Genomic DNA, 26,297 nt, shown 5'->3' on the forward strand with positions numbered 1-26,297 from the left:
CGCTGAAAAGCAGCCTACTCGCAGCATTCCACGGCTAGACACGCTTCTTTTCGGGGCTTTGGTTTGCTTCTTGCATTTTCCAGCGGCATTGCCGGAACCCAAGGGCCTGCGACATTCCATATGATCATCAATGACGCGCTGCACCGCCTGCTGCTGGACAACCTGACCACTGCCACGCTGCTGCTCAACGACGACCTGCGTCTTGAGTACATGAACCCGGCAGCGGAGATGCTCCTGGCCGTCAGTGGTCAACGCAGTCACGGGCAATTCATCAGCGAGCTGTTTACCGAATCCAGCGAAGCGCTCAGCGCGCTGCGCCAAGCCGTCGAACACGCTCATCCGTTCAACAAGCGTGAAGCCGTACTGACCTCAATCAGCGGCCAGACCCTGACTGTCGACTACGCCGTCACCCCGGTGCTTAACCGTGGCGAGACCCTGCTGCTGCTGGAAGTGCACCCGCGCGACCGTCTGCTGCGCATCACCAAGGAAGAGGCGCAACTGTCCAAGCAGGAAACCACCAAGATGCTGGTGCGCGGCCTGGCTCACGAGATCAAGAATCCATTGGGTGGCATCCGTGGCGCGGCGCAACTGCTGGCTCGCGAGCTGCCCGAAGAAAGCCTCAAGGATTACACCAACGTGATCATCGAGGAGGCCGACCGCCTGCGTAACTTGGTCGACCGTATGCTCGGCTCGAACAAGCTGCCCTCCCTGGCGCTGACCAACGTGCACGAAGTGCTGGAGCGAGTCGGCAGCCTGGTGGAAGCGGAAAGCCAGGGCAGCATCATTTTGGTGCGCGATTACGACCCGAGCATTCCGGACGTGCTGATCGACCGTGAACAGATGATCCAGGCCGTGCTGAATATCGTGCGCAACGCCATGCAGGCGCTGGCTGCGCAGAGCGATCTGCGCCTGGGCCGCATCACCCTGCGCACCCGCACCCTGCGCCAGTTCACCATTGGCCATTGCCGCCATCGCCTAGTGACCAAGATCGAGATCATCGACAACGGCCCCGGCATTCCGCCCGAGCTGCAGGAAACCATCTTCTATCCCATGGTCAGCGGGCGTGCCGACGGCACCGGCCTGGGCCTGGCCATTACCCAGAACATCATCAGTCAGCATCAAGGCCTGATCGAGTGCGAGAGCCACCCTGGCCACACCGTGTTCTCGATCTTCCTGCCGCTGGAACAAGGAGTAACGCCGTCATGAGCCGCAGTGAAACCGTCTGGATTGTCGATGACGACCGCTCCATCCGCTGGGTACTGGAAAAGGCCCTGCAACAGGAAGGCATGACCACCCAGAGCTTCGACAGTGCCGACGGTGTACTCGCCCGTCTGAGCCGCCAGCAACCCGATGTCATCATCTCCGACATTCGCATGCCCGGCGCCAGTGGCCTCGATCTGCTGGCACGTATCCGCGAGCTGTACCCGCGCCTGCCAGTGATCATCATGACCGCGCATTCCGATCTGGACAGCGCCGTGGCCTCCTACCAGGGCGGCGCCTTCGAATACCTGCCCAAACCGTTCGACGTTGATGAAGCCGTGTCCCTGGTCAAGCGCGCCAACCAGCACGCCCAGGAGCAGCAAAGCCTGGCCGCCCCCGTCGAGCAGCCGCGCACCCCGGAAATCATCGGCGAAGCACCGGCGATGCAAGAAGTGTTTCGCGCCATCGGCCGTCTGTCGCACTCCAACATCACCGTGCTGATCAACGGCGAATCCGGTACCGGTAAAGAACTGGTCGCCCATGCCCTGCACCGCCACAGCCCGCGTGCGGCCTCGCCGTTTATCGCGCTGAACATGGCGGCGATTCCGAAAGATCTCATGGAGTCCGAGCTGTTCGGCCATGAAAAAGGCGCCTTTACTGGCGCGGCCAACCAGCGCCGTGGTCGTTTCGAACAGGCCGACGGCGGCACCCTGTTCCTCGACGAGATCGGCGATATGCCGGCCGACACCCAGACCCGCTTGCTGCGCGTACTGGCGGATGGCGAGTTCTACCGGGTCGGCGGGCATACCCCGGTAAAGGTCGATGTGCGGATCATCGCCGCCACCCACCAGAACCTGGAAAGCCTGGTGCAAGCCGGTAAGTTCCGTGAAGACCTGTTCCACCGCCTCAACGTGATCCGCATCCACATCCCGCGCCTGTCGGATCGCCGTGAAGACATCCCCACCCTGGCCCGGCACTTCCTCAGCCGCGCCGCGCTGGAACTGGCGGTCGAGCCCAAGCTGCTGAAAAGCGAAACCGAAGACTACCTGCAACAACTGCCTTGGCCGGGCAACGTGCGCCAGCTGGAGAACACCTGCCGCTGGATCACCGTGATGGCGTCTGGCCGTGAAGTGCATGTTGACGACCTCCCGCCGGAGCTGCTCAGCCAGCCGCAGGAAAGTGCACCGGTGAGCAACTGGGAACAGGCGCTGCGCCAATGGGCCGACCAGGCCCTGGGGCGTGGCCAGTCCAGCCTGCTGGACTCTGCCGTGCCGGCCTTCGAGCGGATCATGATCGAAACCGCGCTCAAGCACACTGCTGGCCGCCGCCGCGATGCCGCCGTGCTGCTGGGCTGGGGTCGCAACACCCTGACGCGCAAGATCAAGGAACTGGGGATGAACGTCGACAGCGCCGATGACGAGGATGGCGACGACTGAACCACTCTGCCTGAATAGAACGAGACGGCTCCAACAGGCGTATCTCGCTCAGCCAAGGAAGACGCCGCTTTGTCGTGAAGATAAAGCGGCGTTTTTGTATCCCTATACAGCAGAACCTCTGGGTAGGGTGCGCTATGCGCACCGCAGGTGCTGGCGATAAACCTCATCAGGTGCGCGCAGCGCACCCTACGGTGGACACCCCACCCATAAAATGCGCCAGAGCAATGCACCACAACCGTCCCGGTGCACAGCTGCGGTTCACCCGCCGCGCTATCGACACCCCAAACGCCACCGCTATATGCCTGAAAGCCAGTATTTACGTGGCCTACAGCCAACGTAATAAAACTGGCACACAGCCTGCATAGACTCAAGCAATCCCAGTTTTGGGGACCTTGGTACAGGCAGGCCGGGGATTCCCCTCTTTTACACCGCAGACAAAAAGGCCACCTAAGCAGGTGGCCTTTTTGTTTTCCGTCCCGGCTAGCGATACACCTCGCGACGGAAGATCAGCGGCGCAGCACCTTTATAGATACCGAAGGTGGCGAGGCCAACAGCCGCCTGCCGGGCACTACCATCCCAGGGGTAGTGCAGCCAGGCCGGCGCGTTCGGGAAGCCAACCTGCACGGAGCCATCATTGCCAACTCCAGGGGCACTCAGTTGTACAACCCCAACACCAGCAGCAGGCCCGGTCATTGTCGCGCCAGTTTCTCCGTCAGCCAAGTTACCGCTGAATCCGCTAAGCCCCACACTCCCAAGTACCGTGCAATTATCCAACCCCTCGGTCTGAAAACTACCACCAGCTACGTTCTGCCAACTCTCCAGACTGACAGGCAAGCTCAAAGCCTGTAGTTCCGGACCATGAGCATTGCCTATACGCAGACGCCCCAGACGAATATCACTACCGCCAAAGTCGAAACTATAGGATGCGCAGGACGATCCCCCGGCGAGATAACACGCACCATCCAGATCGGTCAGCGCTGCAGCCGAAAATCCCTGTCGAACGTTTGCAGCCACCGGCAGATCGTCACTACCTGGCAGCAACCCAGGGTTGTAAACCAGTTGCTCACCGATCCAGCGATAAGCTCTGGAACCATCACCGACAATAGCGTCGAGCGCCGTTGGGGTAGCGCTGCTTTCCGGTTTCAGGCCCAAGCGACTGTTAAGGGTCGGCCGATCAGCAATCACTGAGATATATCCATCGCGTGCCGGCGCGCCCAACCGCCGCCAGAAGGCCCCACGATCATAGTTGCGTGTCACTGCACCTTGGCGGTTATAGCCGGTGACCGTCAGCAGGGGTTCCTGGCCACTGGCAAAATTGATTGGCTGCCCCTGATAGCTGAACGCACTACCACAGCTGGGGGTCAGGCTGGCGCTGCCGCCTGTCCCCAGGTAAGCAGGAATAAAACGCCCGACCAACGCGCTGGTTCCGCCGCTGACTGTTTCCCCATCCAGATAGCCGCCTGCCGGAGGGGTGGCCGTGATGGTAAAGACACCGACCTCGGAAACCGAGCGGTTTGCAATAGTCGAATTGCCCAACGCATGGCTGTACGTGGCTGGTGCTACCACACCATTTTCGCCCCCAGTCGGAGCCACCACCGTACTCCCCAGAGCGATGCCATTGAGGCGGAAGTTGGGGGTGGTGATATTCCCACTGCACAGCTGCGCTGCTGTCAGCGCCTCGCCGTCGGCCTCCCAGCCCACTGCGCGGATGGTCAGCGGGAAATTGTCGCCAGCGCGAATACCACCGGGGAACAAAGCACAACTGGCGTCATTGCAGTTGGTGTTGGCGGCCAGGGTGCTGGCAGTCTGCAAACAAAGGCCATAGGGCTTGCTGACAAACAAATCCGTCCCATTCATCTGCAAGCCACTGTCACCTGTGCCCGCGCTACCTGAATAACTGGCACTCAGGCTTCTCTGCCCCGCGTCGTTGTAGCGTACGGTCAACGGTGCCCGACCATTGCCGTCGAAACTCAGCGACAGGTTGGTTACTGCCGCCGAGATGTTGCTGCCATTGACCACCACCGGCTGAGTGCCGCTATTGGGCTCGACATAGGCCGCTGTAAAGCCAATGGTGCGTGTGACATTGGCAAAAGCCGGTACACACAACGCGGCATTATCAGCCTTGCGTACCGCTGTAATGCTGGCATCAGTGGGCTTGGCCGCCAGCATATTGGGTACATCCAACAGAAAACCGCTGTCTGCATAACTGATTGTGCAGTTGGCCGTCGAACACACCGGAACACTCAGTGGCTTAGTAGCCGGTGATGAATTACTGACACCAATACTGAGGTTACCCACTGTCGTGCGCTGCAGCCGAGCCGCCGCAGTACCACCACTGAAGTTGAGCACATTGCCACCGCTCAAGGTGGCAGGAAATACCGCACTCCAGCCCGTTGCAGGTGACAAGGTTACGCTCACCGGGTCGGTATACAGGCTGCTGCAACTGGCATTCAGGCAAGCCCTTACCGTCACGGCCTGGGGATTACAGGTCAGTGCCTGGCCGGCATAGCTAAATTCGAAGTGGTCAATCTGCTGGCCAATCGGATTGATCCGCGTTGCGCAGACCTGAAAGTCATCCAGCTCGTGGATATTGTTCGAACCGCCAGTGGAGCCGGTCAATGACACGAAGAAGTCGCTGGGCAAAGCCGTCTGGTTAACGTTCGCCATGGCATTGAAGGGTGCGATCAGGGTGCTGAAACCGGAGCCAGTATTGCGCTCGACCGACACCAGTGTGCTGCCCGTCGTGCGGCTGTCCAGCGTGATCCGGTAGATATGCCCTGGCCCGGGTGTGGCGCCAGAGACATCAACACCCGGATTGAGATTGGCTGCCGTGCCCGCCAGGGACCGGTAGTTCGAGGTGCCGCTGCCGGAGCCACGAATGGACACCGAGTCCTGGCGTAAACCGGGGCCGCCAATACGTGTTTCCGTCGGATTGGAGAAGTTGCCGTATTCATCCAGGGCAATCCCCAGCCAGCCACCGGCAAAGCCACTGGTGCCGTTCAACTGCGCATAGCCGAGTGAACCGCCATAACCGCCCGGCTGCGGCGTGATCGAGGCATCGGAAAAAATCACCGCCACACCATCGGCACCGTTGCCGTTATAGGCGTAGTACTTGAACTGCACCTGAACAAAGTTTCCAGTGGCCGGCAACAGACGCTGCAGAGTGGCCCCCGTGGCCACATTGCCGGTGTTATCCGTCAGGCGCATGCGGTTACCCACTGTTCTGGGCACACCAAAACTGCCGTTACGGCTGGTCACCGCCCAGTTGTCGGTGCCCAGGCTGGCGCGGTCGAAGCTGTCGGTAAAACAGCTAGAGATCGGGCTGCTATCACACAGACTGGCCGGCGAGGTGACAGCGGGCGAGCAACTGCCGTAAACCTTGCTGTTCGGACCAGTAATGGTGTGCCAACTCGCCGCTGTGACACTGCCATAAATGGTGCTATTGCTGAAGTTGACCCTGTGGTTGCTGTTGTTGATGGTGCCCGTGACCGTGCTGTTGTTGATCTCTATTTCATTGTTGACGTTGCTGATATTGCCAACGACCGTTGCTCCGCTGATGGTGATCTTGCAACAGGTACCGTTGATATTGCCGTTGATGGTGCCACCGGTAAAAGACAGGGTGCCATTGGTGGCGGTAACCGAGCCGTTGAGATTGGCGTTGCTGGTAGTCACACCATTGGTCGCACTCACTGCCCCCTGTACCGTTGTATTGCTCAGGGAAGCGGTGCCATTGCTCTGCACTGTTCCGGACAGGGTTCCGCCGTTTACCGTGATGCCATTATCAAAGCGTACGTTGCCGCCTACATTGGTGCTCGTCAGGTTACCTGTACCCGTACCGGTGATCGCACCGGACACACTGGACGAAGTCAGCGTGACAGTGCCGCTCTGGGTCTGGATCGAGCCATTGATGGTGATATTGCTTAGCGTGATCGCACCGCTGCTGTTGATCACCGAGCCATGCAGGGTGCTGGCAGAAGAGCCGACAGTTGCGATAGCACCGTGAGACGCCTGCAAGGTGATCGGATTGGCGCTAGAACCGATAACGTTGCCGCTCAACGAAAAACCAGCATTAGCCACCAGGGTAATGGCACTGCTGCTGGTCAGGGTATCGCCGCTAGCAAAGCTGATCTGGCCACTACAGGTGTTACTGCCAGCCGTCCAGGTGCCCTGGCAAGGCGCAAATGTGGCACCTGGCAGGGTGTAGTTGACCGCCAGCGCATTGCCACTCAACAGCAGCAGCCCGGCGACTAGGCAACGCAGGGACATATTCATGGGCGCTCCACCACCGAGGTTATCTCCCGATAGGCATAGTCCGGGTTACCCGGCTGGCCATGCTCGGCCTGGGCCGTGATTTCGAAGAAGCGCACACTTGATCTACCTTCTTCCTCAATGGGCGTCACAGTCTCAGTGCATGTCATCTCAACTGTGAAAGTGTCAAGTTCGAAGTCTTCATCACAAGTGTTCGGATTAGCCCCCAACACCCGGACAATGCCGTACTCAATCCCCGCGCGCGCCGCCTGGTAGGCCCGCGCCTGCTGGATGGCCAGGCTGGTGGTTGCATTCTGGGTCACCGCCAGGCGCGCCATCGCGGCGATCACCAACGCCACGATGATGATCAGAAACATTGCCGCTACCAGGCCAAAGCCGGCCTCATTTCGTTCAGGGCGCATTGTCGACATGAACCTGCTGCAAGAGGCTGATGGTTTCGCCATTGGCACTCAGCGTCAGCCGAATCGTCACCAGGCCGCTGCGAATATTGGTGCCCGGCGTGTAGGTAAAACTGCTGTTGGCGCAATCCACCTGATCGACCACGATCGCCGCAGCGCTGTAGTCATAGTTGGCAGCCAGCGTATTGAATTCGCCACGCCATAACCGACCATTGGCGCAGCGATAGCCCACCACCTGATCGGCAAGGAAGAAACGATGCTGCGGTGAGGCATAACGGAAGCGAAAGCCATTAATAGCGGCCCCCGTCAGGCGCAGCTCAGAGCCCTGCACGCTGATGCTGAGCCGTGGGCTGATCACCGAGGGTGCGCCGGCTGCCGGTGTCCAGACGTTGTTGCCAGCCCCGGCACTGCCAACGTTGTAGATCACCATCCACAAGTCAGCCGGTAATACCAATTCATTGGGCGGCAGCAATAGCGGCCCGGCAAAGGGAATGGCGCAGGGCGAAGCAACGCACACCGGCGGATCCTGGAGCACACCGCCCGCCAGATTGGCGCGATAACGCCCACCCGACGGTGCCCGCAACAACTCCAGCGCTCCGCCGTTGATGCGCACCGAGTTGGGCACTGCCAGACGCACGTCGCGGGCCATGCGATTGACCGCCGTGGCGGCCAGATCGACCAGTTCGGCGCGGCGACTCTGGTCGACAAAGCCCTGCATCGGCCGCGACATCACCGTGCTAATCATTACGGCCACCAACCCCGAGAGGGCGATCACCATCACCAGCTCGACCAGGGTAAAGCCATGGCCGGTATAAGCAACCGGCACAGGCGCGCGGGCCGCTGACAGAGTGCAGGCTGGCCGGCGCATCAGTTGTAGTTGGTCCTGAAGCCGTCGAGGCTTAGGGTTTGCCCGCTCGGATCACTGACCGTAACGCGTATGCGGGTTGCCGGTGTTCCATTCAGCGTCACCGTGGTATCGACGCCGACAGCCACCTGATAACCCGGCAAAATCGCATTGCCATTGATGTCCTGTGCCGCTTGCGCGGCCTGTGCAGCAGCCGGTAAGTCGGCATAAGCACGAGCACTGATGGCTTCCAGATAGGCCTCGGCCAAGGCCAGACTCTGCTGACGCAGCATCGGATCGGCCGAGCGCCCGGTAATACTGGCCATGGCTGAAAACATGGCGGCGGCGGCAATGCCGATCACCACAATTGTGATCACCAGCTCGACCAGCGTCATCCCGCGCTGCCGAGACCAGCGGCCACCCTGCATGAACTCTCGCCCGCTCACGGTGTGGTCCCGATAAAGCCGGTAACCGGGTTGACGTTCAGAACAAAGGCACCGTTGCCCAGATTGGCAGTGTTAGCCGCACCGACAGCGCCGCCCAGGGAATTGAAAGTGATATCCAGAGCAGTCGTCATCGCCACGCTCTCCGGCTTGCTGGCGGCATAGTTACCACCCGACGGGTTGGCCACTGCACTACCAGCGGCCAACGGGCCACAGGCCTGCGCATAGGTCAGCGCATAGCCCGCGTTATTGATCTGAGTGCGAATTGGGCAGCCGCTGGCCACTGCCAGCTTCTGCCCGTAACGCACCGCAGCCAGACTCTCTTCGAAAAACAGGCGCTCATCGAACACCTGCCGATCAAAGAAACGCGGCCCTACCACGGCAGCGAGAATGCCGATGATCACAATGACCATCAGCAACTCGACCAGAGTAAAGCCGCGCTGCATAACGATTAGCAGCCGGTCGTAACGACCGTTCCATTTACACCGCCAATTACCGGCGAGTTATTAGCTGCTGTAGGCGCGGCATAGGTGAATGAGCAGTTAGCCGGGGTTGGGGCACTGCCAACCTGAACAGTGATTGAGTCACCGGCAGCGGCACCGCCGCCGGTATTTGTGAACTCAGAGCTAAGCTGTGCAGCCGCAATGATCCCTGTTGCGTTAGCTTGGGGATATTGATGAATCATATCGATTGTTACGCCTTCCAGCGTGACGGCTCCGGCGCGAGCCAACGCTTGTGAGTGAGTAATCGCACTGGCCGATCGTACTGCACCAAACGCACCATTGAGAGTGGCGATACGGGCATCCTGACCCAGGTTGGCAAACCGCGGCAATGCAAACGCCGCCAGAATGCCCAGAATTACAATCACCATGATCAGCTCGATCAGGGTAAAACCGCTTTGTTGCTTTTTCATCAGTACGTCCTCATTACACAGCTAGGGGTTAAGGGGTGGTGCGATCAAAGTTGGTGGTCACGGTACCGTTGCTGGAGTCATAGACGATGCTGTCGTTGAGATCATCCAGTTGGTAGGTGTAGGTACAGACTGCGCCAGCCGACGAGGCGATATAGTCCGCCGGGTTAGCCGGGGTCGAGGTGGTGCCGACGCGCGGTGCCGAGCCTTGCAGGATGGCATTCCACAGCTGCACGCAGTTGAGTACGTCAGCCGTGCCAATGGGCCAGCCCTGGGCATTCACGTCCACCGTGCCATCTCCGAAACCGACAACGTCAGTATTGGGCGTGGTGTCGTTGCCATTGCTGCGGTTGACCTCCCACTGCGCGCGCACCAGCAGCACGGCCGAGGCCAGCGCGCCACCGGCACCGCGCACGGCGGCTTCGTGGGCATCCTTGGTGACGTTGATAAAGCGCGGCAAGGCCACCGCAGCGAGCACGCCGAGGATGACGATGACCACCACCAGTTCGATCAGGGTGAAACCCCGGTTGTGTTGCATGGCGCTCTCCTACTCAATCAACCCCTGCGCGACGATCTGCGCCTGGGGTACTGCCTGAAGTTCAAGGGCCAGACCTCTGCCCTGCCAGTGTGCACCTGTCGCTGTAGCCTGAAAAACCGCCTGCACCCGGTAGGCCTGCAGCTCGGTCGAGTCTTTTGCCCATCCGTCACTGAAGCGCCAGCGGTACAGCACCCAACCGGGCTCAGCCAACCAGTACCAGCAGCCACGGGTGGGCGTGTCACCACGCACCAGCTCGCCGCAGTAGTTGTCCTGTTGCCAGCGCAACAACAGGAACGGATTACCGACCAGCATGCCGCGCGTCAGCAAACGGTCCTGCGCCAGTTGCTCGGCCGTGAGGCTCGCCAGACTGCTGGCCAGATGCTCACGGGTGGCCTGCTGCGCACGGCGTTCACTGACCTGGACGATCTGCCAGGCCAGGGCCAACAGCACCGCCAGCAGCATCAGGCCGGTCAGCATCCAGCCGAGCCGCCGCGCCAGGCGCACGCGCCCTTGCAGCTGGTATTCACCGCTCAACGGCCACCCTTGGCCGCCGAAGCCAGCTCCCACATCGGCAGGAATACACCCAGGGCGAGAATCAGCACCAATACGCCCATGGCCACAATCAGAATAGGCTCGATGGCATCGGCCAGCTGCTTGAGGTCGTAATCCACTTCCTGCTCGTAGAAATCCGCTACCTCGACAAACAGGTCGTCCAGTGCGCCGGTTTCTTCACCCACGGCCATCATTTGCAACACCAACGGGGTAAACAGGCCGCTGGCAGAGGCAGTACGGGTCAACGCCTCGCCGCGCTCAATGCCTTCACGCATGGCCAGGATCGCCTGGCCGATATGCCGGTTGCCGACGCTGGCGCTGTTGATCGACAGGGTCTGCAGCAGTGGTACACCAGCGCGGTACATCATTGCGAAAGTACGGGTAAACCGTGCTAAAGCGATGCGTTCGAAGATGCCGCCGACAATCGGCAAACGCAGCTTGATGCGGTCCCACTTGAGGGCACCGGCATCGGTTTCGATCCATCTGAAAAAGCCATACAGGCCACCGCCAAACAGCAAAGCCAGCAGCCACCAGAAATCCTGAAAGAACTGCGAGGTGCCGATCAGTAACTGCGTGGCCCAGGGCAAGTCGGCCTTGAACTGGGCAAATACCTTGGCAAAGGCCGGAATCACGAACAGGTTGATCACCACCAACGCCACCGCCATGGCGGACAACACGAACAGCGGGTAACGGGTGGCCTGTTTGATGCGTTTGCGGGTTTCGCGCTCCAGCTCCAGATACACCGACAACTGGCGGAAGGCCTGATCAAGCTGGCCGGTGTTTTCCCCGACGCTGATCATGCTGACAAACAGGGTGTTGAATACTTTGGGGTGGGCGTTGAGCGCCACGGCCATGCCCTGCCCGCCTTCCAGATCACTGCGCACCGCCTGCAGCACTTCACGCAGGTAGAGGTTGCGGCTGGATTCGGCCAGGCCGCCAATCGCACGGATGATCGGCACACCGGCTTTGCTCAGGCTGTACATCTGCCGGCAGAAGATAATCAGCTCTTCCAGGTCGACATGTTTGCGCCGCAGGCTTTCCTTGAGCTGGGCGAATACGTCGTTGTCGCTGACCTGGGCTTGCTCCTCGATGGTCAGCGGGGTAATGCGTTCAGCCAGCAGTTCGCTGGCCAGGCTGTCCGCCGAGCCGGCTTCGCGGCTGCCGCTGACCTTGCTGCCCTGGGCATCGCGGCCTGTGAAGTGAAACTGACTCACCGCACAGCCTCCCGGTACCAGGCGCTAGCCCTAGGCATCAGACGACCCCTTCATCGGTGAGGGTGGCACAGACTTTCAGCACCTCTTCCACGCTGGTCACTCCAGCCAGGGCGTAATCCAGCGCGCAAGCGGCCAGTGGCCGGTAATTGGCGCTGGCCTGCGCGGCCTCGGCAAAGCCCTGGGGATCGTTACGGCGCAGCGCAGCGATCATGCCGTCGTCCATTTCCAGCAGTTCGTAAACGCCCACCCGGCCGGCATAGCCGGTGTTATGGCATTGGTGACAACCCGCCCCGCGCTTGAAGCTGCGCCCGAGCAACGGAGCCTTGTAGAGGCTTTCCAGCCAAACCAGCTGACGGGCATCCGGGGTGTGCTCCTGCATGCAGTTCTCGCACACCCGCCGAACCAGACGCTGAGCCAGCACGGCATTCAGCGAGGTGGCGACGAGAAACGGCTCGGCGCCCATGTCGATCAGGCGCATGGCCGAGGTCAGGGCGTCGTTGGTGTGCAGGGTCGACAGCACCAAGTGACCAGTGAGTGCAGCGCGCAGACCGATTTCGGCGGTTTCCTGGTCACGCATCTCACCGATCAGCACGATGTCCGGGTCCTGACGCAACGCGGCGCGCAACACGCGGGCAAAGCTCAGGTCGATCTTGGCGTTGACCTGCACCTGGTTGATGCGTGGCAGGCGGTATTCCACCGGGTCTTCCACGGTGATGATCTTCTTCTCCGGGCTGTTCAGCTCGGCCAGACCGGCATACAGCGTGGTGGTCTTACCGGAGCCGGTAGGCCCGGTGACCAGCACCAGGCCGAACGGACGTTGCAGCAGGCGGCGAAAGCGCACCAGCATGTCCGGCGGCATGCCGCTGGCTTCCAGAGTGGAAACGCCGCCAGTCTGGTCGAGCAGACGCATGACCACCGACTCGCCGTACTGCACCGGCATGGTCGAGACCCGCACATCGATGTTGTGGCCCTTGACCCGAATATTGAAGCGACCGTCCTGGGGCAGGCGCTTCTCGGAAATATCCAGCCCGGACATGATTTTCAGACGCATCACCAGAGCCGAAGCCACCCGCGCCTCTTTCATCACCTGCTCGCTGAGCACGCCGTCGATACGCTGACGAATGCGCACCACGCCTTCGTCGGGTTCGATGTGAATGTCCGAGGCTTTCATCTGCACAGCGTCTTCAAACAAGGTTTGCAGCAGGCGCACCACAGGGGCTTCGGTGTTGCTATCGGCACCGAGTTTGGACAGGTCGAAGTCGCTGTCCTTGAGCTCACCTTCCAGCTCGCCGGCAATCGAGGCGATCTCACTGGTGCGGCGGTACACCGTATCCAGCGTCGCCAGCAGCTCCGCCTCGCGCACCACCGCCGGGCGCACGCGGACTTTGAGGATGCGGTCCATCTCGTCCAGAGCAAACAGATCGAGCGGGTCGGACATGCCCACCAGCAGGCCATCGCCTTCGCGTGACAGCACCAGCGCGCGGAACCTGCGGGCCATGGCCTCCGGCAGGCGCTGCACCAGTTCCTGATCGAACTTGAAATGCTTGAGGTCGATAAACGGAATCTTCATCTGCTCGGACAAGGCGGTGAGCAGACGCACCTCATCGACGAAGCCCATGTCGACCACCGTGCGCCCCAGCTTGGAGCCAGTGCGTTTCTGGTCCTGCAGGGCCAGTTGCAGCTGTGCATCGCTGAGCAGACCGGCCTGGATCAGCAGGTCACCCAAGCGCACCTTGCGCTGACGAATATCACTTTCAGGCATCAACGGCCTCCCAGCGTCTTGGCGCGTTCACTGGCAAAGCGCCGGGCGCTGTCGTCCAGGCCCAGCCCCTGTAGGGCCAGACGGTAATGGCGGCCTGCTTCGGCCGATTGGTCAAGCTGCTCCAGAGCAATCGCCAGGCCCAGTTGCCAGGTTGACTGGCTGGGGCGCAGGGCAACCATGCGGCGGTACAACTCGACGCTGTTCTGCCATTGCCCGGTCTGCTGGTAGCTGGCCGCCAGCAGGGCAAAATACGTGGGTTCCTGCTCCAGGCGTGGCGGGTTCTGTTCCAGGGTCGCCACCGCGCCCTCGTTATCACCCGCCTGTAGCTGCGCGCGTGCCAGCAGCAGACGCAGTTCGCTGTCATCGGGCAGTTGCGCCAGCTGCGCCGGCAGCCAGGTGAGCAGGCGCTGCTGATCGCCAGCAGCCAGATAGGCACGGGCCAGCCAGCGCAACACTTCCGGATCCCGCCCACGGGTCTTTTGCAGGTTTTCCAGCAGGCTGATCGCCCGGGCGTTGTCACCGTCCTGCATGGCCTGCCGCGCCAGCGCCAAAGAGTCGGGCTGATGCGTGGCAATCTTCACTTGCGGGGCGCTGGCCGCTGGCGCCGGCTGAGCGGCCGCAGGTGGTGCGGCGGCAGGCAACGGTGCGTTGACCCAGGCCGGCATAGGTGCCTCGACCTGTGCTGGCGCAGCCTCGGCAGGCGGCAGGTTATCCAGCACCAGCGGCTCATCGTCTACCGCGACCGCCGTATTCATTGGCACTTCCACCCAGAGCATCCAGCGATCACCGGCCGCCTCCAGGCGGTCGCGGACATCCAGGCTGTCACCCAGACCGACCAGCAGAATCTGCACATCCGCACCTTTGTTCTCTACGCGCCAGGACAGGCTGCGCCCCTCACGCTGCACACGGCTCTGTTGCGGCTCACCGACCAGCTGGCTGTCCTTCAGGCGCAGGCTGACGGCACCGCTTTCCTCGCTGCGCTGGTAGGTCACGCTGCGATCCAGCAGCAGCTGCAACACCAGCCCACGGGCATCATGTTGCGGCAGAACATCAAGCACCTGTACCGGCAGTTGCACAACCGGCGCAGGTGCCACAGGGCGGGTGACGGTTGCCAGATCCGGCACACCCTTGACCACACGGCCGATCATCAGGCCGACCAGCACACCGATCAGGATCACCGCCATCAGCCAGATGGAGCCACGGCGAATGCGCTCATAGCGGTCGCGCCGTGCGGCGGCGGCTTCATCCACGGCGTACAGGCCATCCAGCTGCAAGCGCTCATTGGGCGCAGCGCGGCGGGTTTCCAGATCGCGCAGCATGTCGTTGACCAGGCTCATGGCAGCCACTCCCGCCAGTGCTCCAGCCAGGGCCAGGCACCCAGCACCAGGACAATCGACAGGGCCCCGGCCGCCACACACCAACCCAGCCAGGGTGAACGACGGCGCAGAAACGGTTGCGCCCCTTCGGTATCCAGTTGTGCACGTTTGACATGGCTGACCCGCACCTGACGCATACCTTCACCAAAGGCAACCATCAGCGCCTTGTGCGCGAGGATGTTCAACAGCCGTGGGATCCCCCCGCTACCCTGCACCAGACGGCGCACGGCAGCTGTATCAAACAGCGGCTCGCCGCGATAACCGGCGACAGCCAGGCGTTCATTCAGGTAACGGCTGGTGTCTTTCTCGTCCAGCGCGCGCAGCTGGTAGGAAAAGGTGATGCGCTGGCGCAGCTGACGAAACTCCGGGCGGGCCAGGGTTGCATCCAGCTCAGGCTGGCCAAATAGCACCACTTGCAGCAGCTTGGCCTGCTCGGTTTCCAGGTTGGTCAGCAGGCGCAGGGCCTCGAGGGTGGCGGTCGGCAGCGCCTGGGCTTCGTCGATCAGCAGCACCGTGCTCTTGCCGGCCGCGGCCAGCTCGATCAGGCGTCGGTGCAGGGCATCGAGTACGGCCTGGGTATCCAGATCTTCGATCCCTGCAATGCCCAGCTCACGCGCCAGGGCCTGGCGCAAACCCACCGGGCTCATGCCTGGGTTGGGCAGGTAAGCCAGCTGATACCGAGCATCATCCAGTTCATTGAGCAGCGTACGGCAGAGCAAGGTTTTACCGGTGCCCACTTCGCCGGTGACTTTGATAAAGCCTTCGCCCTCACCGAGTGCCACGCGCAGCAGGTTGAGGCATGCCTGATAGGGCGCCAGCTGCACCAGGAAACCGGTGTTCGGGGTCAGCGCGAAGGGTTTTTCGTGCAGACCAAAGAAGGCTTCATACATCGGCCTATCTCAGCTCCTTGAAGGTTTGTGCACTTTTGCGCAGCTCGTTCAGCCAGACCTCATCACTGACCACCTGTGGCCGCATGAGAATCACCAGCTCGCTCTGCTGCAGCGCCTTGCGCTGTTGCTTGAACAGGTTGCCGACAATCGGCAGGGTGCTGGCCCAGGGAATGCTCGCATCGGTGTTTTCGTTGTTGTTCTGCAGCAGGCCGCCGATCACCACCACCTGGCCACTGCGGGCACGCACGATGGAGTCGGACTGACGCGTGGTGGAGAGGGCGAGCGGCAGGTTGAACACATTGTCCTGGCCCAGGGCGATGGTCTTGTTCTGATCACGCACGCGGCTGACGGTCGGCCGCACATGCAGGGTCACGGTGTCGTTCTGGTCGATCTGCGGGGTTACATCCAGGGAAATACCGGAGAAGAATGGCGTCAGGGTGATGTCCTGGGTCGGTTCAGTAACCCCACCCACGGTGGCAGTGGAGCCGGTGGACGACACATTGGTGACGAAGAACTCGTCCGTACCAACCTTGATCACCGCTTTCTGGTTATTCAGCGTGGAAATCCGCGGGCTGGACAGCACGCGTACTTCGCCCTGGGTTTCCAGCAGTTCGATCAAGCCGGTGAAATCTCCCAGGGTCAGGGCCACACCAAATACCCCGTCAACCCCAGTTGGGCCACTCAACGCTGCACCGGCCAGGGAACTGCTGACATCGCCGCCAAGCTGATCCCAGCTGATGCCGGCCTGGAAGCCATCGGACAGCTGCACTTCAAGAATCTTGGTTTCCAGAATCACCTGGCGTTGCAGGTTGAGCTGGGCCTGCTCAAGGAACCGCGCGACGTTTTCCTGGGCGGCGCTGTGTGCGCGCACCACCAGCAGACTGGCCTGCGGGTTGATCATCACGCTGCTGTTGCTGTCGCCAGCCACGATCATCTCGACCACCTGGCGCACTTCATTCCAGAAATCGACATTGCTGGAGGTGCTGACCTGGCTGGCGTTCAGCGTGGTCACGGTGTTGCTGTTGCCGCCCCCCGTGTTATTGGCGCTGCTGTTGCCGGAATTATTGTTGCTGGTGCTTTCCACCTGTCCGGAGCTGACCCGCGTATCGGTCTGACCGATGCGCTGCAGGTTGAGGTAGTTGATGTCGTAGCTGCGGGTAATCACCTGGTTGGGCAGGATCTGATAGCCATAGCTGGTACGGCGGAAGTCATAGCCATAACTGTCACGCACGGCCGCCAGCACTTCATCGAGGGTGACCCGGCGTAGGCTGAAAGTGATGGTACCGGTGACGTCCGGATGCACCACCAGGTTCTGCCCGGCACCGTCCATCAGGCTGAGGAAGAAGTCACGCGCCGGCATGTCCTTGGCCGCTACGTCAAACCGCGGGCCGCTGCTGAAGCCACTGCCCAGCGGCGGGATCAGCGCCGCCTGCACGGCCAGTGGCGGCATCACCTTGGGCGTTGCCTGGGCCTGCTTGAGGCTGTCGTCCAGCAACTTGCTGCTTTGCTCATAGAGTTGCGCGTCGCCATCCTTGAAGGTTTGGCAGGCCACAAGCAGGCAGCTCAGGCTCAACAGGCAGACACTGGGCAAAAATCTGATCATGGGCATCATCGGCTCGGTTGCATAACGGGTTCAGCCAGGCGCAGCAGCTGTTGCTGGCCCTGGCGTTCGATCAATACGGATTGCGCATGGATGGCCAGCACCCGGGCATCGGCATAGCGCTCGCCGACCCGCAGGCTTTGCCCGGCAATGATTGCGCGGCTGCCCTGAGCACCGCGCACAATGGCCTGCAGCACCAGCGGGCGGTCGCCGCTGGCGGCAACGGCGGGCTGTAGTTCGCGGGGTGGCTGGGTCGGGTCGATGCCCGGATTGCCGGCCAGCGCCGCGCCACTGAGCAACAGGCTGAGAAACAGGACTCTAGACACCGACCCACCCCGCATGCCGACTCAAGGTATAGAGTTTCAGGCGGATGCTGGCCTTACCCGGCCCCGCCTCACCAACCTGATAATCCAGGCTGTCCCAGTTCAGCTGCCAGCCACTGGCTTTCACCGCCTGCAAGTAGCTCAGCAGGTCGAAGTAGCCGCCCTCCAGCTGCAACTCCAGGCCATGACGGTAGAGGGTCACGGCGGCTGGGCTGGGTTTCTCAGCGCTCGCTGCGGCACCCGCAACAGGTTCGGCGCTGGCCAGCTGCACCGGCTCGCTGAAGCTGCTCATCCCCAGCACCCGAAGTTGCGGCTGTTTACGCAACAGTTCCTGCAACACCGTCTGCATTTTTTGTGGGGTCACCAGCTCATCGGTGTGCTGATCAATCTGCAGGATCAGCGCGTCGCGACTGGTCGCGGCAGCCAGCAACGCGTCGCGGTATTGCCGATTAGGATCAGCATCGGCGCGCCGCTTGAGTTCCTCCCGCGCGCTCGCCGCTTCCAGCCGCTGCGCCTCAGCCAGTTGCCAGCTGCTCTGCTGCTTGGCCAGACGCACGCTGAGGGGGTCACCGATCAGCAGCACATAAAGCACGAAGAGCAGGCCCAGGCCCACGCCATAGGCCAGCCAGCGCTCCCGCGGGGCCATGCCTTGCCAGCGCTGCAACCACTTATTCATTGCCGGCCTCCTTATCCTTCAGCTGGGACGAGAGGTCGAAGTGCAGCAGCTGATCATCGCCACGCTGCACATCGAAACGGGCGAATTCACGGCCACTGAAGACCGCACTCTGTCCCAGGCGCTGCAAGTACTGCGGCAACAGCTCCTGATCCTGGCTGCGCCCTTGCAGGCGTATCTGCCGACCGCCTTCACGCAGGCTGATGCCGCTCAGCCACAGGCCGCTTTGCGGGTGCTGCTCGGTCAGAGCCGTCAGCGGGGCGACAAAGCCCGCACTGCGCTGACTGCCAAGCAGTTGCAGGTAGGCAATCAGCCGCTGCAATTCACGGTTATCCCGTTCGCGAGCCGTCAGCTCTTCGGGCAAACGCTCATCCAGCGTCGGCTCGACAAAACTGCCCCGCGCCGTCGCCAGATCGGCCTCTTCCTGCTGCGCCTGCGCCTGCACCTGAGCCAGACGCTGCGCGCCCTGATGCAGCTGCCACGCCAGCCAACTGGCATGCCCCAGACACAGCAACAGCAAGAGGCCAAGACCGAGCAGCATCTGTGCCCGTTGCGGCCCGCTCTGCTGTGTGCGTTCGACCTGGAACAGGTTGAGGTTCTGCATCAGCCGGCCTCCTGCCGCAGGGCTGCACCGACGGCGCCCATGCAATAGGCCTGTTCCTGCTCGGACAGCTCGGCGCTGGCCTGACCCGGAAACAGTTCACGCAAATCCAACGTCTGCAACTTGACCGCCAGGCCGCTGGAGAGCGCCTGCAGGGCCGCCGCACCATTGCGTTTCATCGGCAACAGCAGCAGCCGGTTGATATAACCCTTGCCCAGCTGGCTTTCGTAGTAATCGAGGGAGCGCTGGATCTCCAGGGTCATCGCCGAGAATTCCTGATCCGCCTGGTCCAGCCCCTGTTCGATACGCCGCGCCATATACAGGTCAGCGCCATGCTGCACGGCAATCAGCCCTTCGCTGGAACGCAGGCGCAGCAGCGCCAGGCTCATGCCTTCGCTGCCGGCCAACAGGCCAAGGTTACGGAATGCCATTTCGGTGACATCAATGCTGCCCAGGCGCAGGCCAGCCTCGTCGCACATCGCGCTCCAGGCCAGCATTCGCGCCTTGTTCAGGACCGCGCAGTAGGCCATGCGCGAACGCCCACGGTAGGCATCGTCAGGCAGGTTGAAAGCATCGACGACAACGCTGTCGATCGGCTCACTGATCAGTTCCTTGACCCGCCAGCGCATGGCGTCGCGCAATTCAGTGGCCGGCACATCGGGGCTGTCGAGCAGGAGCATCTGATAAGTGGCGGGGTGTAACAGCAGGTTGACCGGCATGCCGGCAAGGCCCAGTTGATTGACCAGGCGTTTGAGCAACGCCGGCTGTTCGGCACTGGCGGCCTCATGGAACTGGCACTCCAGCAGGCGCGGAGGCTGACCCGGCTCGCGCAGCACACGCGCCAGAGCAATACCTTCAGGACTGGTTTCGATACCCAGCAAACCATTGGCGGCTTTTATTTTTCTTTTCGCAAACCACGCCAACTGCGCATTCCCCCACCCATTGCAGCGCAGGCAACACCTACCTGCGACACACTGTAGAATAGCTTCCGAGCCCTAGCCCTGAGCCTGATCAATGTTCCATGTCGTGTTGTTTCAGCCGGAAATCCCCCCGAATACCGGCAACATCATTCGCTTGTGCGCTAACACCGGCTGCCATCTGCACCTGATCGAACCCCTGGGTTTCGACCTAGACGACAAGCGCTTACGCCGCGCCGGGCTGGACTATCACGAGTACGCGACATTAAAACGCCATCAATCGTTGGCGGACTGTATAACACAAACCGGCTGCGACAGAATCCTGGCATTCACCACTAAAGCTAGTCACAACTACGCACAAATGCAGTTTCGCCGGGGCGACATGTTGCTCTTCGGCCCGGAAAGCCGCGGTTTGCCTCAGGAAATCCTAGACCAGATCGCCGATGCTCAACGCCTGCGCATGCCCATGCGTCCGGGCAATCGCAGCCTGAACCTGTCCAATGCCGTCGCCGTAGTGGTGTACGAAGCCTGGCGCCAGCTCGACTTCGCCATGGATTGAGCGCCACGCTCACACAAAAGGTAATAAAAAAGCGCCCGTAGGCGCTTTTTTAGTCTTCAGTGACGTGCAACTCAGTGCGCCACTTCCGCCTGCGCGGCTTGCTGCATGCGCTGCAGCTCCTGCGCGTAGAGGGCATCGAAGTTCACCGGAGCCAGCATCAGGGCCGGGAACGAGCCACGAACCACCAGGCTGTCCAGGGTCTCACGGGCATACGGGAAGAGGATGTTCGGGCAGAACGCACCCAGAGTGTGGCTCATGGAGGCGGCATCCAGGCCCTTGATCAGGAAGATACCGGCCTGCTGCACTTCAGCGATAAAGGCGGTTTCTTCGCCGGTTTTCACGGTAACCGAGAGGGTCAGCACCACTTCATGGAAATCACCGTCCAAGGCTTTCTGACGGGTGTTGAGGTCCATCGCGACGCTCGGCGCCCACTCCTGACGGAAGATTTCCGGGCTCTTCGGCGCTTCGAAGGACAGGTCACGTACATAGATACGTTGCAGGGAGAATTGCGGGTTCTGTTCGCCCTGAGCGGCGCCGTTGCTAGCTTGTTCTGTCATGGCAAAGCCTTCTTATCGTTAGGTACTGAATAAACAGGGGATTAAGCCTTGAGCAACGCGTCGAGTTTACCGGCGCGCTCCAGGGCGTAGAGGTCATCGCAACCGCCGACATGGCGATCACCGATCCAGATCTGCGGCACCGAGGTGCGCCCCGCCTTGCGGGTCATTTCCGCGCGGGCATCCGGCTGGCCATCAACCTTAATCTCATTGAAGGTCACACCTTTGTGAGTCAGCAGTTGCTTGGCACGGATGCAGTAAGGGCACCAGTCACTGGAGTAAATGACGACCGGTTGCATCTCACTTCACCAGCGGCAGGTTGTCGCCACGCCAGCTGGCAATCCCGCCGGACAGTTTGGCGGCGGTGAAGCCAGCCTTTTTCAGGTCACGGCAGATACCGCCGCTGTGCTGGCCCATGGCATCGACCACGATGATGGTCTTGGCCTTGTGCTTCTCCAGCTCGACCAGGCGTGCGGCGAATTTTTCGAACGGGATATTCAGGGCACCGACGATATGCCCAGCGGAAAAGTCCTTCTGCCCGCGAATGTCCAGCACCACGCCCTGCTCACTGTTGACCAGTGCCGTCAGCTCGCGGCTGCTCAGGCTCTGCCCACCTTTGCGCACTTCGGTGAAGATCAGCAGCGCCAGCAGAGTCACGAACAATCCGCTCAGCACATAGTGGGTAGTGGCAAATTCAATCAAGTTGGCAAGCATTATGCGGTTCCGGGACGGTAAAATGCCGGCCAGTATACACAGCCACACAGGTCGGCCAAACCCCGCCTGGCGGTGACGTTTGCCACACTTGGCCGTAAAATGCCCGGCCTTGTTTCCCGCCCATCGACCCAGAGCGAGCCAGCTTTATGAGCGCCACGCCCAAACCCCTGGTACTGATCATCCTCGATGGCTTCGGCCACAGTGACAGCCCCGAATCCAACGCCATCATGGCCGCCAACACGCCGGTCTACGACCACCTGCGCGCCACCCAGCCGCATGGCTTGATTTCGGGGTCGGGCATGGATGTCGGCCTGCCGGACGGCCAGATGGGCAACTCCGAGGTCGGCCATATGAACCTCGGTGCCGGCCGCGTGGTGTACCAGGACTTCACCCGGGTGACCAAAGCCATTCGCGATGGCGAGTTCTTCAGCAACCCGACCATCACCTCGGCAGTAGACAAGGCAGTGGGCGCCGGCAAGGCCGTGCATATCCTCGGCCTGCTCTCCGACGGCGGCGTACACAGCCACCAGGACCATCTGGTGGCCATGGCCGAACTGGCCGCACAACGGGGCGCCGAGAAAATCTACCTGCATGCCTTCCTCGATGGCCGCGACACCCCGCCAAAAAGTGCGCAGCCGTCCATCGAGCTGCTCAACGCCACCTTCACCCGCCTCGGCAAAGGCCGCATCGCCAGTATTACCGGGCGCTACTTTGCGATGGATCGCGACAACCGCTGGGATCGCGTGCAGCAAGCCTATGAGCTGATCGTCAACGGCAATGGCCAGTTCAACGCCGCCAGCGCCGTTGCCGGCCTGGAAGCCGCTTATGCCCGTGGCGAGAGCGACGAGTTCGTCAAAGCCACCACCATTGGCGAGCCAGTGCAGATGGACGATGGCGACGCCGTGATTTTCATGAACTTCCGCGCCGATCGCGCCCGCGAACTGACCCGCGCTTTTGTCGAGCCGGGTTTCAAGGAGTTCGAGCGCTCACGCGTGCCGCAACTGGCCGGTTTCGTCATGCTCACCCAGTACGCCGCGAGCATCCCCACGCCCAGCGCCTACACGCCGGAAGCCCTGACCAACGTGCTTGGCGAGTACCTGGCCAACAACGGCAAGACCCAGCTGCGCATCGCCGAAACCGAGAAGTACGCCCACGTCACCTTTTTCTTCTCCGGCGGCCGTGAAGAGCCTTTTGCGGGCGAAGAACGCATCCTGATTCCGTCACCGAATGTCGCCACCTACGACCTGCAGCCGCAGATGAGCGCCCCAGAAGTCACCGACAGAATCGTCGACGCCATCGAAAACCAGCGTTACGACGTGATCATCGTCAATTACGCCAACGGCGACATGGTCGGCCATACCGGCGTGTTTTCCGCGGCCGTGGCGGCGGTGGAATGCCTGGACGCCTGCGTCGGCCGTATCGTTGCCGCACTGGAAAAAGTCGGCGGCGAAGCGCTGATCACCGCCGATCACGGCAACGTCGAGCAGATGGAAGATGAAAGCACCGGCCAGGCGCACACCGCGCACACCTGCGAGCCGGTGCCGTTCATCTATGTTGGCAAGCGCCCGGCGACCATCCGTGCCGGCGGTGTGCTGGCTGACGTGGCCCCGACCCTGCTGACCCTGATGGGCCTGCCGGTGCCCGCGGAAATGACCGGCACCAGTATCGTCGAGCTGACCTGAGCAACTGTCCGCAGCCAGGCGCAAGGCCTGGCCTGCGGGCCGTCATTAGGTGACGTTAAAAATGGCTCCCGGCCATTTTTTATAGCCACGCCATCCATGGCGGCCACCCTACGGGCCGTCGCTGTGCGACGTTAAAAATGGCTCCCGGCCATTTTTTAGGCATACTAGGCAGGTTCTTAATTCAGGTGCTGCCAGCCCCATGTTTCGTGCCCTCACCCTTGTTTTCCTGACCCTCCTGCTGACGCCCGCCATCGCCGACGAAAAGACCGATGCGCAGAAGCAGCTGGATGCCGCGCGCGCTGACGTCGCCGAGCTGAAACAACTGCTGGAAAAGCTGCAGCAGGAGAAATCCGGCGTGCAACAGGCACTGAAAAAGACCGAAAGCGAAATGGGCCAGCTGGAAAAGCAGGTCAAAGGCCTGCAGCAGGACCTGAAAAAGAGCGAAGACGAGATTCAGCGACTCGATGGCGAGAAAAAAAAACTCGAGGGCGCGCGCCTTGAACAACAACGCCTGATCGGTATCCAGGCCCGTGCCGCCTACCAGAGCGGCCGCCAGGAGTACGTCAAGCTGCTGCTCAACCAACAGAACCCGGAAAAATTCTCGCGCACCCTGACCTACTACGACTACCTCAGCGAAGCGCGCATGGAGCAGTTGGCCACGTTCAACGAGACCCTGCGCCAGCTGGCCAATGTCGAAATGGACATCGCCAATCAGCAGAACCAGCTACTGGAGCAGAAAAGCGCCCTGGATGGCCGTCGCGAGCAGCTCGCCAGTGTGCGCAAAGAGCGCCAGTTGGCCCTGGCCAAACTGAACAAGGAATTTTCCGCTCGCGACCAGAAGCTCAAGGCCCGCGAGCAGGAACAGGCCAACCTGGCCCGTGTCCTGAAAACCATCGAAGAAACCCTCGCCCGCCAGGCCCGCGAAGCGGAAGCGGCACGCCAGCAAGCACTGCTGGCCGAGCGCGAACAGCCGCGCAGTGGCACCAAAGCGAACAACAGCGGTCCATTGGTCAGCGCCGGGGCCAGCTTTGGCGGCCCGTTCGCCAAGGCACGCGGGCAATTGCCCTGGCCGGTCAACGGTCGCCTGGTAGCGCGCTATGGAACCCCGCGTGGCGGGGATGCTCGGACCAAATGGGACGGTGTGCTGATAGGCGCCGCTGCCGGCAGCCAGGTGCACGCTGTGCATGGCGGTCGCGTGGTATTCGCCGACTGGTTGCGCGGTGCCGGGCTTCTGGTCATTCTCGACCATGGCAACGGCTACCTGAGCCTCTATGGGCACAACCAGAGCCTGCTCAAGGATGCCGGTGACGTGGTCAAGGCTGGCGAAGCCATTGCCACCGTTGGCACCAGTGGCGGCCAGGACACCCCCGCGCTGTATTTTGCAATTCGCCAGCAGGGCCGCCCGACCGACCCCGCCCAATGGTGCCGCGCGCAGGGATAAGCCCGCGCTTCACAGGAGTTCGACATGCCGCATCTGTTCCGCCTTACCGCCCTCGCGCTGGCCGTCACCCTGCTGGGCAGCACTGCCGCCCTGGCCGCGCCGGCTGCTGCCCCTGCCACGGCCAGCGACAGCGCGCCCCTGCCGCTGGATGACCTGCGTACCTTTGCCGAGGTGATGGATCGCATCAAATCCGCCTATGTCGAGCCGGTCAGCGACAAGACTCTGCTGGAAAACGCGATCAAGGGCATGCTCAGCAACCTTGATCCGCACTCGGCCTACCTGGAACCGGAAGCCTTCCGCGACCTGCAGGAAAGCACCAGCGGCGAATTCGGCGGCCTGGGCATTGAACTGGGCACTGAAGACGGTTTCCTCAAGGTGGTCTCACCCATTGATGACACCCCGGCCTCCGCTGCGGGCATCCAACCAGGCGACCTGATCGTCAAGATCGACGGCCAACCAACCAAGGGCCTGTCGCTGATGGAAGCCGTGGAAAAGATGCGCGGCAAAGCCGGCAGCGACATCGAGCTGACCCTGGTACGCGAAGGCGGTAAGCCCTTCGATGTTGAACTGACCCGCGCGGTGATCAAGGTCAAGAGCGTGAAGAGCCAGCTGCTGGATGATGGCTACGGCTACATCCGCATCACCCAGTTCCAGGTCAACAGCGGCGAAGAAGTCGGCAAGGCCCTGGCCAAGCTGCGCAAGGACAACGGCAAGAAGCTGCGCGGTATTGTCCTCGACCTGCGTAACAACCCCGGCGGCGTGCTCCAGGCCGCCGTGGAAGTGACCGACCATTTCCTCAAGAAAGGCCTGATCGTTTACACCGAGGGGCGTATCGCCAACTCCGAGCTGCGTTTCAATGCCGACCCGGCCGACGCCAGCGAAGGCGTACCACTGGTGGTGCTGATCAATGGCGGCAGCGCCTCGGCGTCGGAAATTGTCGCAGGCGCCCTGCAAGACCATAAACGTGGTGTGCTGATGGGCACCGACAGCTTCGGCAAAGGCTCCGTGCAGACCGTGCTGCCGCTGAACAACGACCGTGCGCTGAAACTCACCACTGCGCTGTACTTCACCCCCAACGGCCGCTCGATCCAGGCGCAGGGCATCGTGCCGGACATCGAAGTGGCGCGCGCCAAACTGACCCGCGAGAAGGATGAAAGCGGCATCAAGGAGGCCGACCTGCAAGGTCACCTGGGCAATGGCAACGGCGGTGCCGACAAACCGAGCAAGAACAAAACCAGCGCCCCGGCCCGCCCACAAGATGATGACTACCAACTGAGCCAGGCACTCAACCTGCTCAAAGGCCTGAGCGTCACCCGCGGCGACTGATCCTCACGCCCTGTAGAAGCGGGCCATGCCCGCGAAGCTGCGGCCAAGAAAAAGCCCGACCTTGATCGCTCAAGG

Annotated in this window: 26 protein-coding genes; 6 read left to right on the forward strand and 20 right to left on the reverse strand. The window is 61.6% G+C overall.

Annotated features, from left to right (window positions below):
- The first annotated feature begins 120 nt into the window (after positions 1-120).
- Positions 121-1,206 carry a nitrogen regulation protein NR(II) gene (gene glnL, locus ACSQ17_RS09250; protein ID WP_267925814.1) on the forward strand — a complete coding sequence of 362 codons (1,086 nt, stop codon included), beginning with the start codon at positions 121-123 and terminating at the stop codon, positions 1,204-1,206.
- Positions 1,203-2,636 (forward strand): nitrogen regulation protein NR(I), encoded by a 1,434-nt coding sequence (ntrC, locus tag ACSQ17_RS09255; protein ID WP_436068355.1) that lies wholly within the window; start codon positions 1,203-1,205, stop codon positions 2,634-2,636. The genes glnL and ntrC overlap by 4 nt, the downstream gene beginning before the upstream one ends.
- Positions 2,637-3,116: 480 nt before the next feature.
- Here the strand turns inward: ntrC and ACSQ17_RS09260 are convergent, their stop codons facing one another.
- From ACSQ17_RS09260 to ACSQ17_RS09340, 17 genes are read right to left on the reverse strand one after another with little or no spacing between them, the layout of a single operon-like run.
- Positions 3,117-6,908, reverse strand: a complete 3,792-nt coding sequence (locus tag ACSQ17_RS09260) for a DUF6701 domain-containing protein (RefSeq protein ID WP_436068356.1) — start codon at positions 6,906-6,908, stop codon at positions 3,117-3,119.
- Positions 6,905-7,261, reverse strand: a complete 357-nt coding sequence (locus ACSQ17_RS09265) for a pilus assembly protein MshP (RefSeq protein WP_436068357.1) — start codon at positions 7,259-7,261, stop codon at positions 6,905-6,907. Before ACSQ17_RS09265 ends, ACSQ17_RS09260 begins: the two co-directional genes overlap by 4 nt.
- Before the next feature lie 34 nt (positions 7,262-7,295).
- Positions 7,296-8,171 carry a PulJ/GspJ family protein gene (locus ACSQ17_RS09270; protein WP_436068358.1) on the reverse strand — a complete coding sequence of 292 codons (876 nt, stop codon included), beginning with the start codon at positions 8,169-8,171 and terminating at the stop codon, positions 7,296-7,298.
- Positions 8,171-8,542: a type IV pilus modification PilV family protein gene (locus tag ACSQ17_RS09275; protein ID WP_436068359.1), complete on the reverse strand. Its 372-nt coding sequence runs from the start codon at positions 8,540-8,542 to the stop codon at positions 8,171-8,173. Before ACSQ17_RS09275 ends, ACSQ17_RS09270 begins: the two co-directional genes overlap by 1 nt.
- Before the next feature lie 47 nt (positions 8,543-8,589).
- The gene (locus ACSQ17_RS09280; protein ID WP_436068360.1) at positions 8,590-9,036 is read right to left on the reverse strand and encodes a type II secretion system protein; all 447 of its coding nucleotides are present in this window, start codon (positions 9,034-9,036) and stop codon (positions 8,590-8,592) included.
- 5 nt (positions 9,037-9,041) lie between these two features.
- On the reverse strand, positions 9,042-9,503 hold the full coding sequence (locus ACSQ17_RS09285) for a type II secretion system protein (RefSeq protein WP_436068361.1): 462 nt from the start codon (positions 9,501-9,503) through the stop codon (positions 9,042-9,044).
- A gap of 28 nt (positions 9,504-9,531) precedes the next feature.
- Entirely contained in the window at positions 9,532-10,038 is a 507-nt protein-coding gene (locus ACSQ17_RS09290; protein ID WP_436068362.1) for a prepilin-type N-terminal cleavage/methylation domain-containing protein, read from the reverse strand.
- A 9-nt stretch (positions 10,039-10,047) separates the two neighbouring features.
- A complete protein-coding gene (locus tag ACSQ17_RS09295) occupies positions 10,048-10,572 on the reverse strand; it encodes a hypothetical protein (RefSeq protein WP_436068363.1) in 525 nt (174 codons plus the stop codon).
- Positions 10,569-11,804, reverse strand: coding sequence for a type II secretion system F family protein (locus tag ACSQ17_RS09300; RefSeq protein ID WP_436068364.1), 1,236 nt, complete (start codon positions 11,802-11,804; stop codon positions 10,569-10,571). Before ACSQ17_RS09300 ends, ACSQ17_RS09295 begins: the two co-directional genes overlap by 4 nt.
- Before the next feature lie 37 nt (positions 11,805-11,841).
- Positions 11,842-13,566 carry a GspE/PulE family protein gene (locus ACSQ17_RS09305; RefSeq protein WP_233685451.1) on the reverse strand — a complete coding sequence of 575 codons (1,725 nt, stop codon included), beginning with the start codon at positions 13,564-13,566 and terminating at the stop codon, positions 11,842-11,844.
- Positions 13,566-14,903: a tetratricopeptide repeat protein gene (locus ACSQ17_RS09310; protein ID WP_233685452.1), complete on the reverse strand. Its 1,338-nt coding sequence runs from the start codon at positions 14,901-14,903 to the stop codon at positions 13,566-13,568. Before ACSQ17_RS09310 ends, ACSQ17_RS09305 begins: the two co-directional genes overlap by 1 nt.
- Entirely contained in the window at positions 14,900-15,832 is a 933-nt protein-coding gene (locus ACSQ17_RS09315; protein WP_436068365.1) for an ExeA family protein, read from the reverse strand. The genes ACSQ17_RS09310 and ACSQ17_RS09315 overlap by 4 nt, the downstream gene beginning before the upstream one ends.
- Before the next feature lie 4 nt (positions 15,833-15,836).
- Positions 15,837-17,435: a secretin N-terminal domain-containing protein gene (locus ACSQ17_RS09320; RefSeq protein ID WP_436068366.1), complete on the reverse strand. Its 1,599-nt coding sequence runs from the start codon at positions 17,433-17,435 to the stop codon at positions 15,837-15,839.
- 5 nt (positions 17,436-17,440) lie between these two features.
- Positions 17,441-17,758, reverse strand: a complete 318-nt coding sequence (locus ACSQ17_RS09325) for a Type II secretory pathway component (RefSeq protein ID WP_233685455.1) — start codon at positions 17,756-17,758, stop codon at positions 17,441-17,443.
- Positions 17,751-18,431, reverse strand: a complete 681-nt coding sequence (gene gspM, locus ACSQ17_RS09330; RefSeq protein ID WP_436068367.1) for a type II secretion system protein GspM — start codon at positions 18,429-18,431, stop codon at positions 17,751-17,753. Before gspM ends, ACSQ17_RS09325 begins: the two co-directional genes overlap by 8 nt.
- Complete coding sequence (locus tag ACSQ17_RS09335; RefSeq protein WP_436068368.1) at positions 18,424-19,032, reverse strand: PilN domain-containing protein; 609 nt, start codon at positions 19,030-19,032, stop codon at positions 18,424-18,426. The genes gspM and ACSQ17_RS09335 overlap by 8 nt, the downstream gene beginning before the upstream one ends.
- Positions 19,032-19,952 carry an MSHA biogenesis protein MshI gene (locus ACSQ17_RS09340; protein WP_436068369.1) on the reverse strand — a complete coding sequence of 307 codons (921 nt, stop codon included), beginning with the start codon at positions 19,950-19,952 and terminating at the stop codon, positions 19,032-19,034. Before ACSQ17_RS09340 ends, ACSQ17_RS09335 begins: the two co-directional genes overlap by 1 nt.
- 91 nt (positions 19,953-20,043) lie before the next feature.
- On the opposite strand from ACSQ17_RS09340, the gene trmL reads away from it, so the two are divergent.
- A complete protein-coding gene (gene trmL / locus ACSQ17_RS09345) occupies positions 20,044-20,505 on the forward strand; it encodes a tRNA (uridine(34)/cytosine(34)/5-carboxymethylaminomethyluridine(34)-2'-O)-methyltransferase TrmL (protein WP_233685459.1) in 462 nt (153 codons plus the stop codon).
- A 71-nt stretch (positions 20,506-20,576) separates the two neighbouring features.
- Here trmL and secB read toward each other — a convergent pair whose 3' ends face one another.
- From secB to ACSQ17_RS09360, 3 genes are read right to left on the reverse strand one after another with little or no spacing between them, the layout of a single operon-like run.
- Positions 20,577-21,062 (reverse strand): protein-export chaperone SecB, encoded by a 486-nt coding sequence (gene secB, locus ACSQ17_RS09350; RefSeq protein ID WP_233685460.1) that lies wholly within the window; start codon positions 21,060-21,062, stop codon positions 20,577-20,579.
- Between the two features lie 41 nt (positions 21,063-21,103).
- Positions 21,104-21,358, reverse strand: a complete 255-nt coding sequence (gene grxC / locus ACSQ17_RS09355; RefSeq protein ID WP_233685461.1) for a glutaredoxin 3 — start codon at positions 21,356-21,358, stop codon at positions 21,104-21,106.
- A gap of 1 nt (position 21,359) precedes the next feature.
- Positions 21,360-21,773: a rhodanese-like domain-containing protein gene (locus tag ACSQ17_RS09360; protein ID WP_436068370.1), complete on the reverse strand. Its 414-nt coding sequence runs from the start codon at positions 21,771-21,773 to the stop codon at positions 21,360-21,362.
- A gap of 146 nt (positions 21,774-21,919) precedes the next feature.
- On the opposite strand from ACSQ17_RS09360, the gene gpmI reads away from it, so the two are divergent.
- The 3 genes from gpmI (at position 21,920) to ACSQ17_RS09375 (ending at position 26,222) form a co-directional block, all read left to right on the forward strand.
- Positions 21,920-23,455 carry a 2,3-bisphosphoglycerate-independent phosphoglycerate mutase gene (gene gpmI / locus ACSQ17_RS09365; RefSeq protein WP_436068371.1) on the forward strand — a complete coding sequence of 512 codons (1,536 nt, stop codon included), beginning with the start codon at positions 21,920-21,922 and terminating at the stop codon, positions 23,453-23,455.
- Positions 23,456-23,654: 199 nt separating this feature from the next.
- Complete coding sequence (locus ACSQ17_RS09370; RefSeq protein WP_436068372.1) at positions 23,655-24,896, forward strand: murein hydrolase activator EnvC family protein; 1,242 nt, start codon at positions 23,655-23,657, stop codon at positions 24,894-24,896.
- A 24-nt stretch (positions 24,897-24,920) separates the two neighbouring features.
- Entirely contained in the window at positions 24,921-26,222 is a 1,302-nt protein-coding gene (locus ACSQ17_RS09375) for a S41 family peptidase (RefSeq protein WP_436068373.1), read from the forward strand.
- Positions 26,223-26,297 lie beyond the last annotated feature (75 nt).

Source organism: Pseudomonas sp. LjRoot71 (genome assembly GCF_964253255.1).
Classification (GTDB): Bacteria; Pseudomonadota; Gammaproteobacteria; order Pseudomonadales; family Pseudomonadaceae; genus Aquipseudomonas.

Bases quoted from the DNA above. Each gene is read 5' to 3' on its own strand.
- gpmI (WP_436068371.1), top strand. From the start codon at position 21,920: ATGAGCGCCACGCCCAAACCCCTGGTACTGATCATCCTCGATGGCTTC.
- glnL (WP_267925814.1), top strand. From the start codon at position 121: ATGATCATCAATGACGCGCTGCACCGCCTGCTGCTGGACAACCTGACC.
- ACSQ17_RS09260 (WP_436068356.1), bottom strand. From the start codon at position 6,908: ATGAATATGTCCCTGCGTTGCCTAGTCGCCGGGCTGCTGCTGTTGAGT.
- secB (WP_233685460.1), bottom strand. From the start codon at position 21,062: ATGACAGAACAAGCTAGCAACGGCGCCGCTCAGGGCGAACAGAACCCG.
- gspM (WP_436068367.1), bottom strand. From the start codon at position 18,431: ATGAATAAGTGGTTGCAGCGCTGGCAAGGCATGGCCCCGCGGGAGCGC.
- ACSQ17_RS09285 (WP_436068361.1), bottom strand. From the start codon at position 9,503: ATGAAAAAGCAACAAAGCGGTTTTACCCTGATCGAGCTGATCATGGTG.
- ACSQ17_RS09280 (WP_436068360.1), bottom strand. From the start codon at position 9,036: ATGCAGCGCGGCTTTACTCTGGTCGAGTTGCTGATGGTCATTGTGATC.
- ACSQ17_RS09310 (WP_233685452.1), bottom strand. From the start codon at position 14,903: ATGAGCCTGGTCAACGACATGCTGCGCGATCTGGAAACCCGCCGCGCT.
- ACSQ17_RS09305 (WP_233685451.1), bottom strand. From the start codon at position 13,566: ATGCCTGAAAGTGATATTCGTCAGCGCAAGGTGCGCTTGGGTGACCTG.
- ACSQ17_RS09265 (WP_436068357.1), bottom strand. From the start codon at position 7,261: ATGTTTCTGATCATCATCGTGGCGTTGGTGATCGCCGCGATGGCGCGC.
- trmL (WP_233685459.1), top strand. From the start codon at position 20,044: ATGTTCCATGTCGTGTTGTTTCAGCCGGAAATCCCCCCGAATACCGGC.
- ACSQ17_RS09275 (WP_436068359.1), bottom strand. From the start codon at position 8,542: ATGACGCTGGTCGAGCTGGTGATCACAATTGTGGTGATCGGCATTGCC.
- ACSQ17_RS09320 (WP_436068366.1), bottom strand. From the start codon at position 17,435: ATGATCAGATTTTTGCCCAGTGTCTGCCTGTTGAGCCTGAGCTGCCTG.
- ACSQ17_RS09375 (WP_436068373.1), top strand. From the start codon at position 24,921: ATGCCGCATCTGTTCCGCCTTACCGCCCTCGCGCTGGCCGTCACCCTG.
- ACSQ17_RS09370 (WP_436068372.1), top strand. From the start codon at position 23,655: ATGTTTCGTGCCCTCACCCTTGTTTTCCTGACCCTCCTGCTGACGCCC.
- ACSQ17_RS09290 (WP_436068362.1), bottom strand. From the start codon at position 10,038: ATGCAACACAACCGGGGTTTCACCCTGATCGAACTGGTGGTGGTCATC.
- ACSQ17_RS09270 (WP_436068358.1), bottom strand. From the start codon at position 8,171: ATGCGCCGGCCAGCCTGCACTCTGTCAGCGGCCCGCGCGCCTGTGCCG.
- ACSQ17_RS09335 (WP_436068368.1), bottom strand. From the start codon at position 19,032: ATGCAGAACCTCAACCTGTTCCAGGTCGAACGCACACAGCAGAGCGGG.
- ACSQ17_RS09360 (WP_436068370.1), bottom strand. From the start codon at position 21,773: ATGCTTGCCAACTTGATTGAATTTGCCACTACCCACTATGTGCTGAGC.
- grxC (WP_233685461.1), bottom strand. From the start codon at position 21,358: ATGCAACCGGTCGTCATTTACTCCAGTGACTGGTGCCCTTACTGCATC.
- ACSQ17_RS09315 (WP_436068365.1), bottom strand. From the start codon at position 15,832: ATGTATGAAGCCTTCTTTGGTCTGCACGAAAAACCCTTCGCGCTGACC.
- ntrC (WP_436068355.1), top strand. From the start codon at position 1,203: ATGAGCCGCAGTGAAACCGTCTGGATTGTCGATGACGACCGCTCCATC.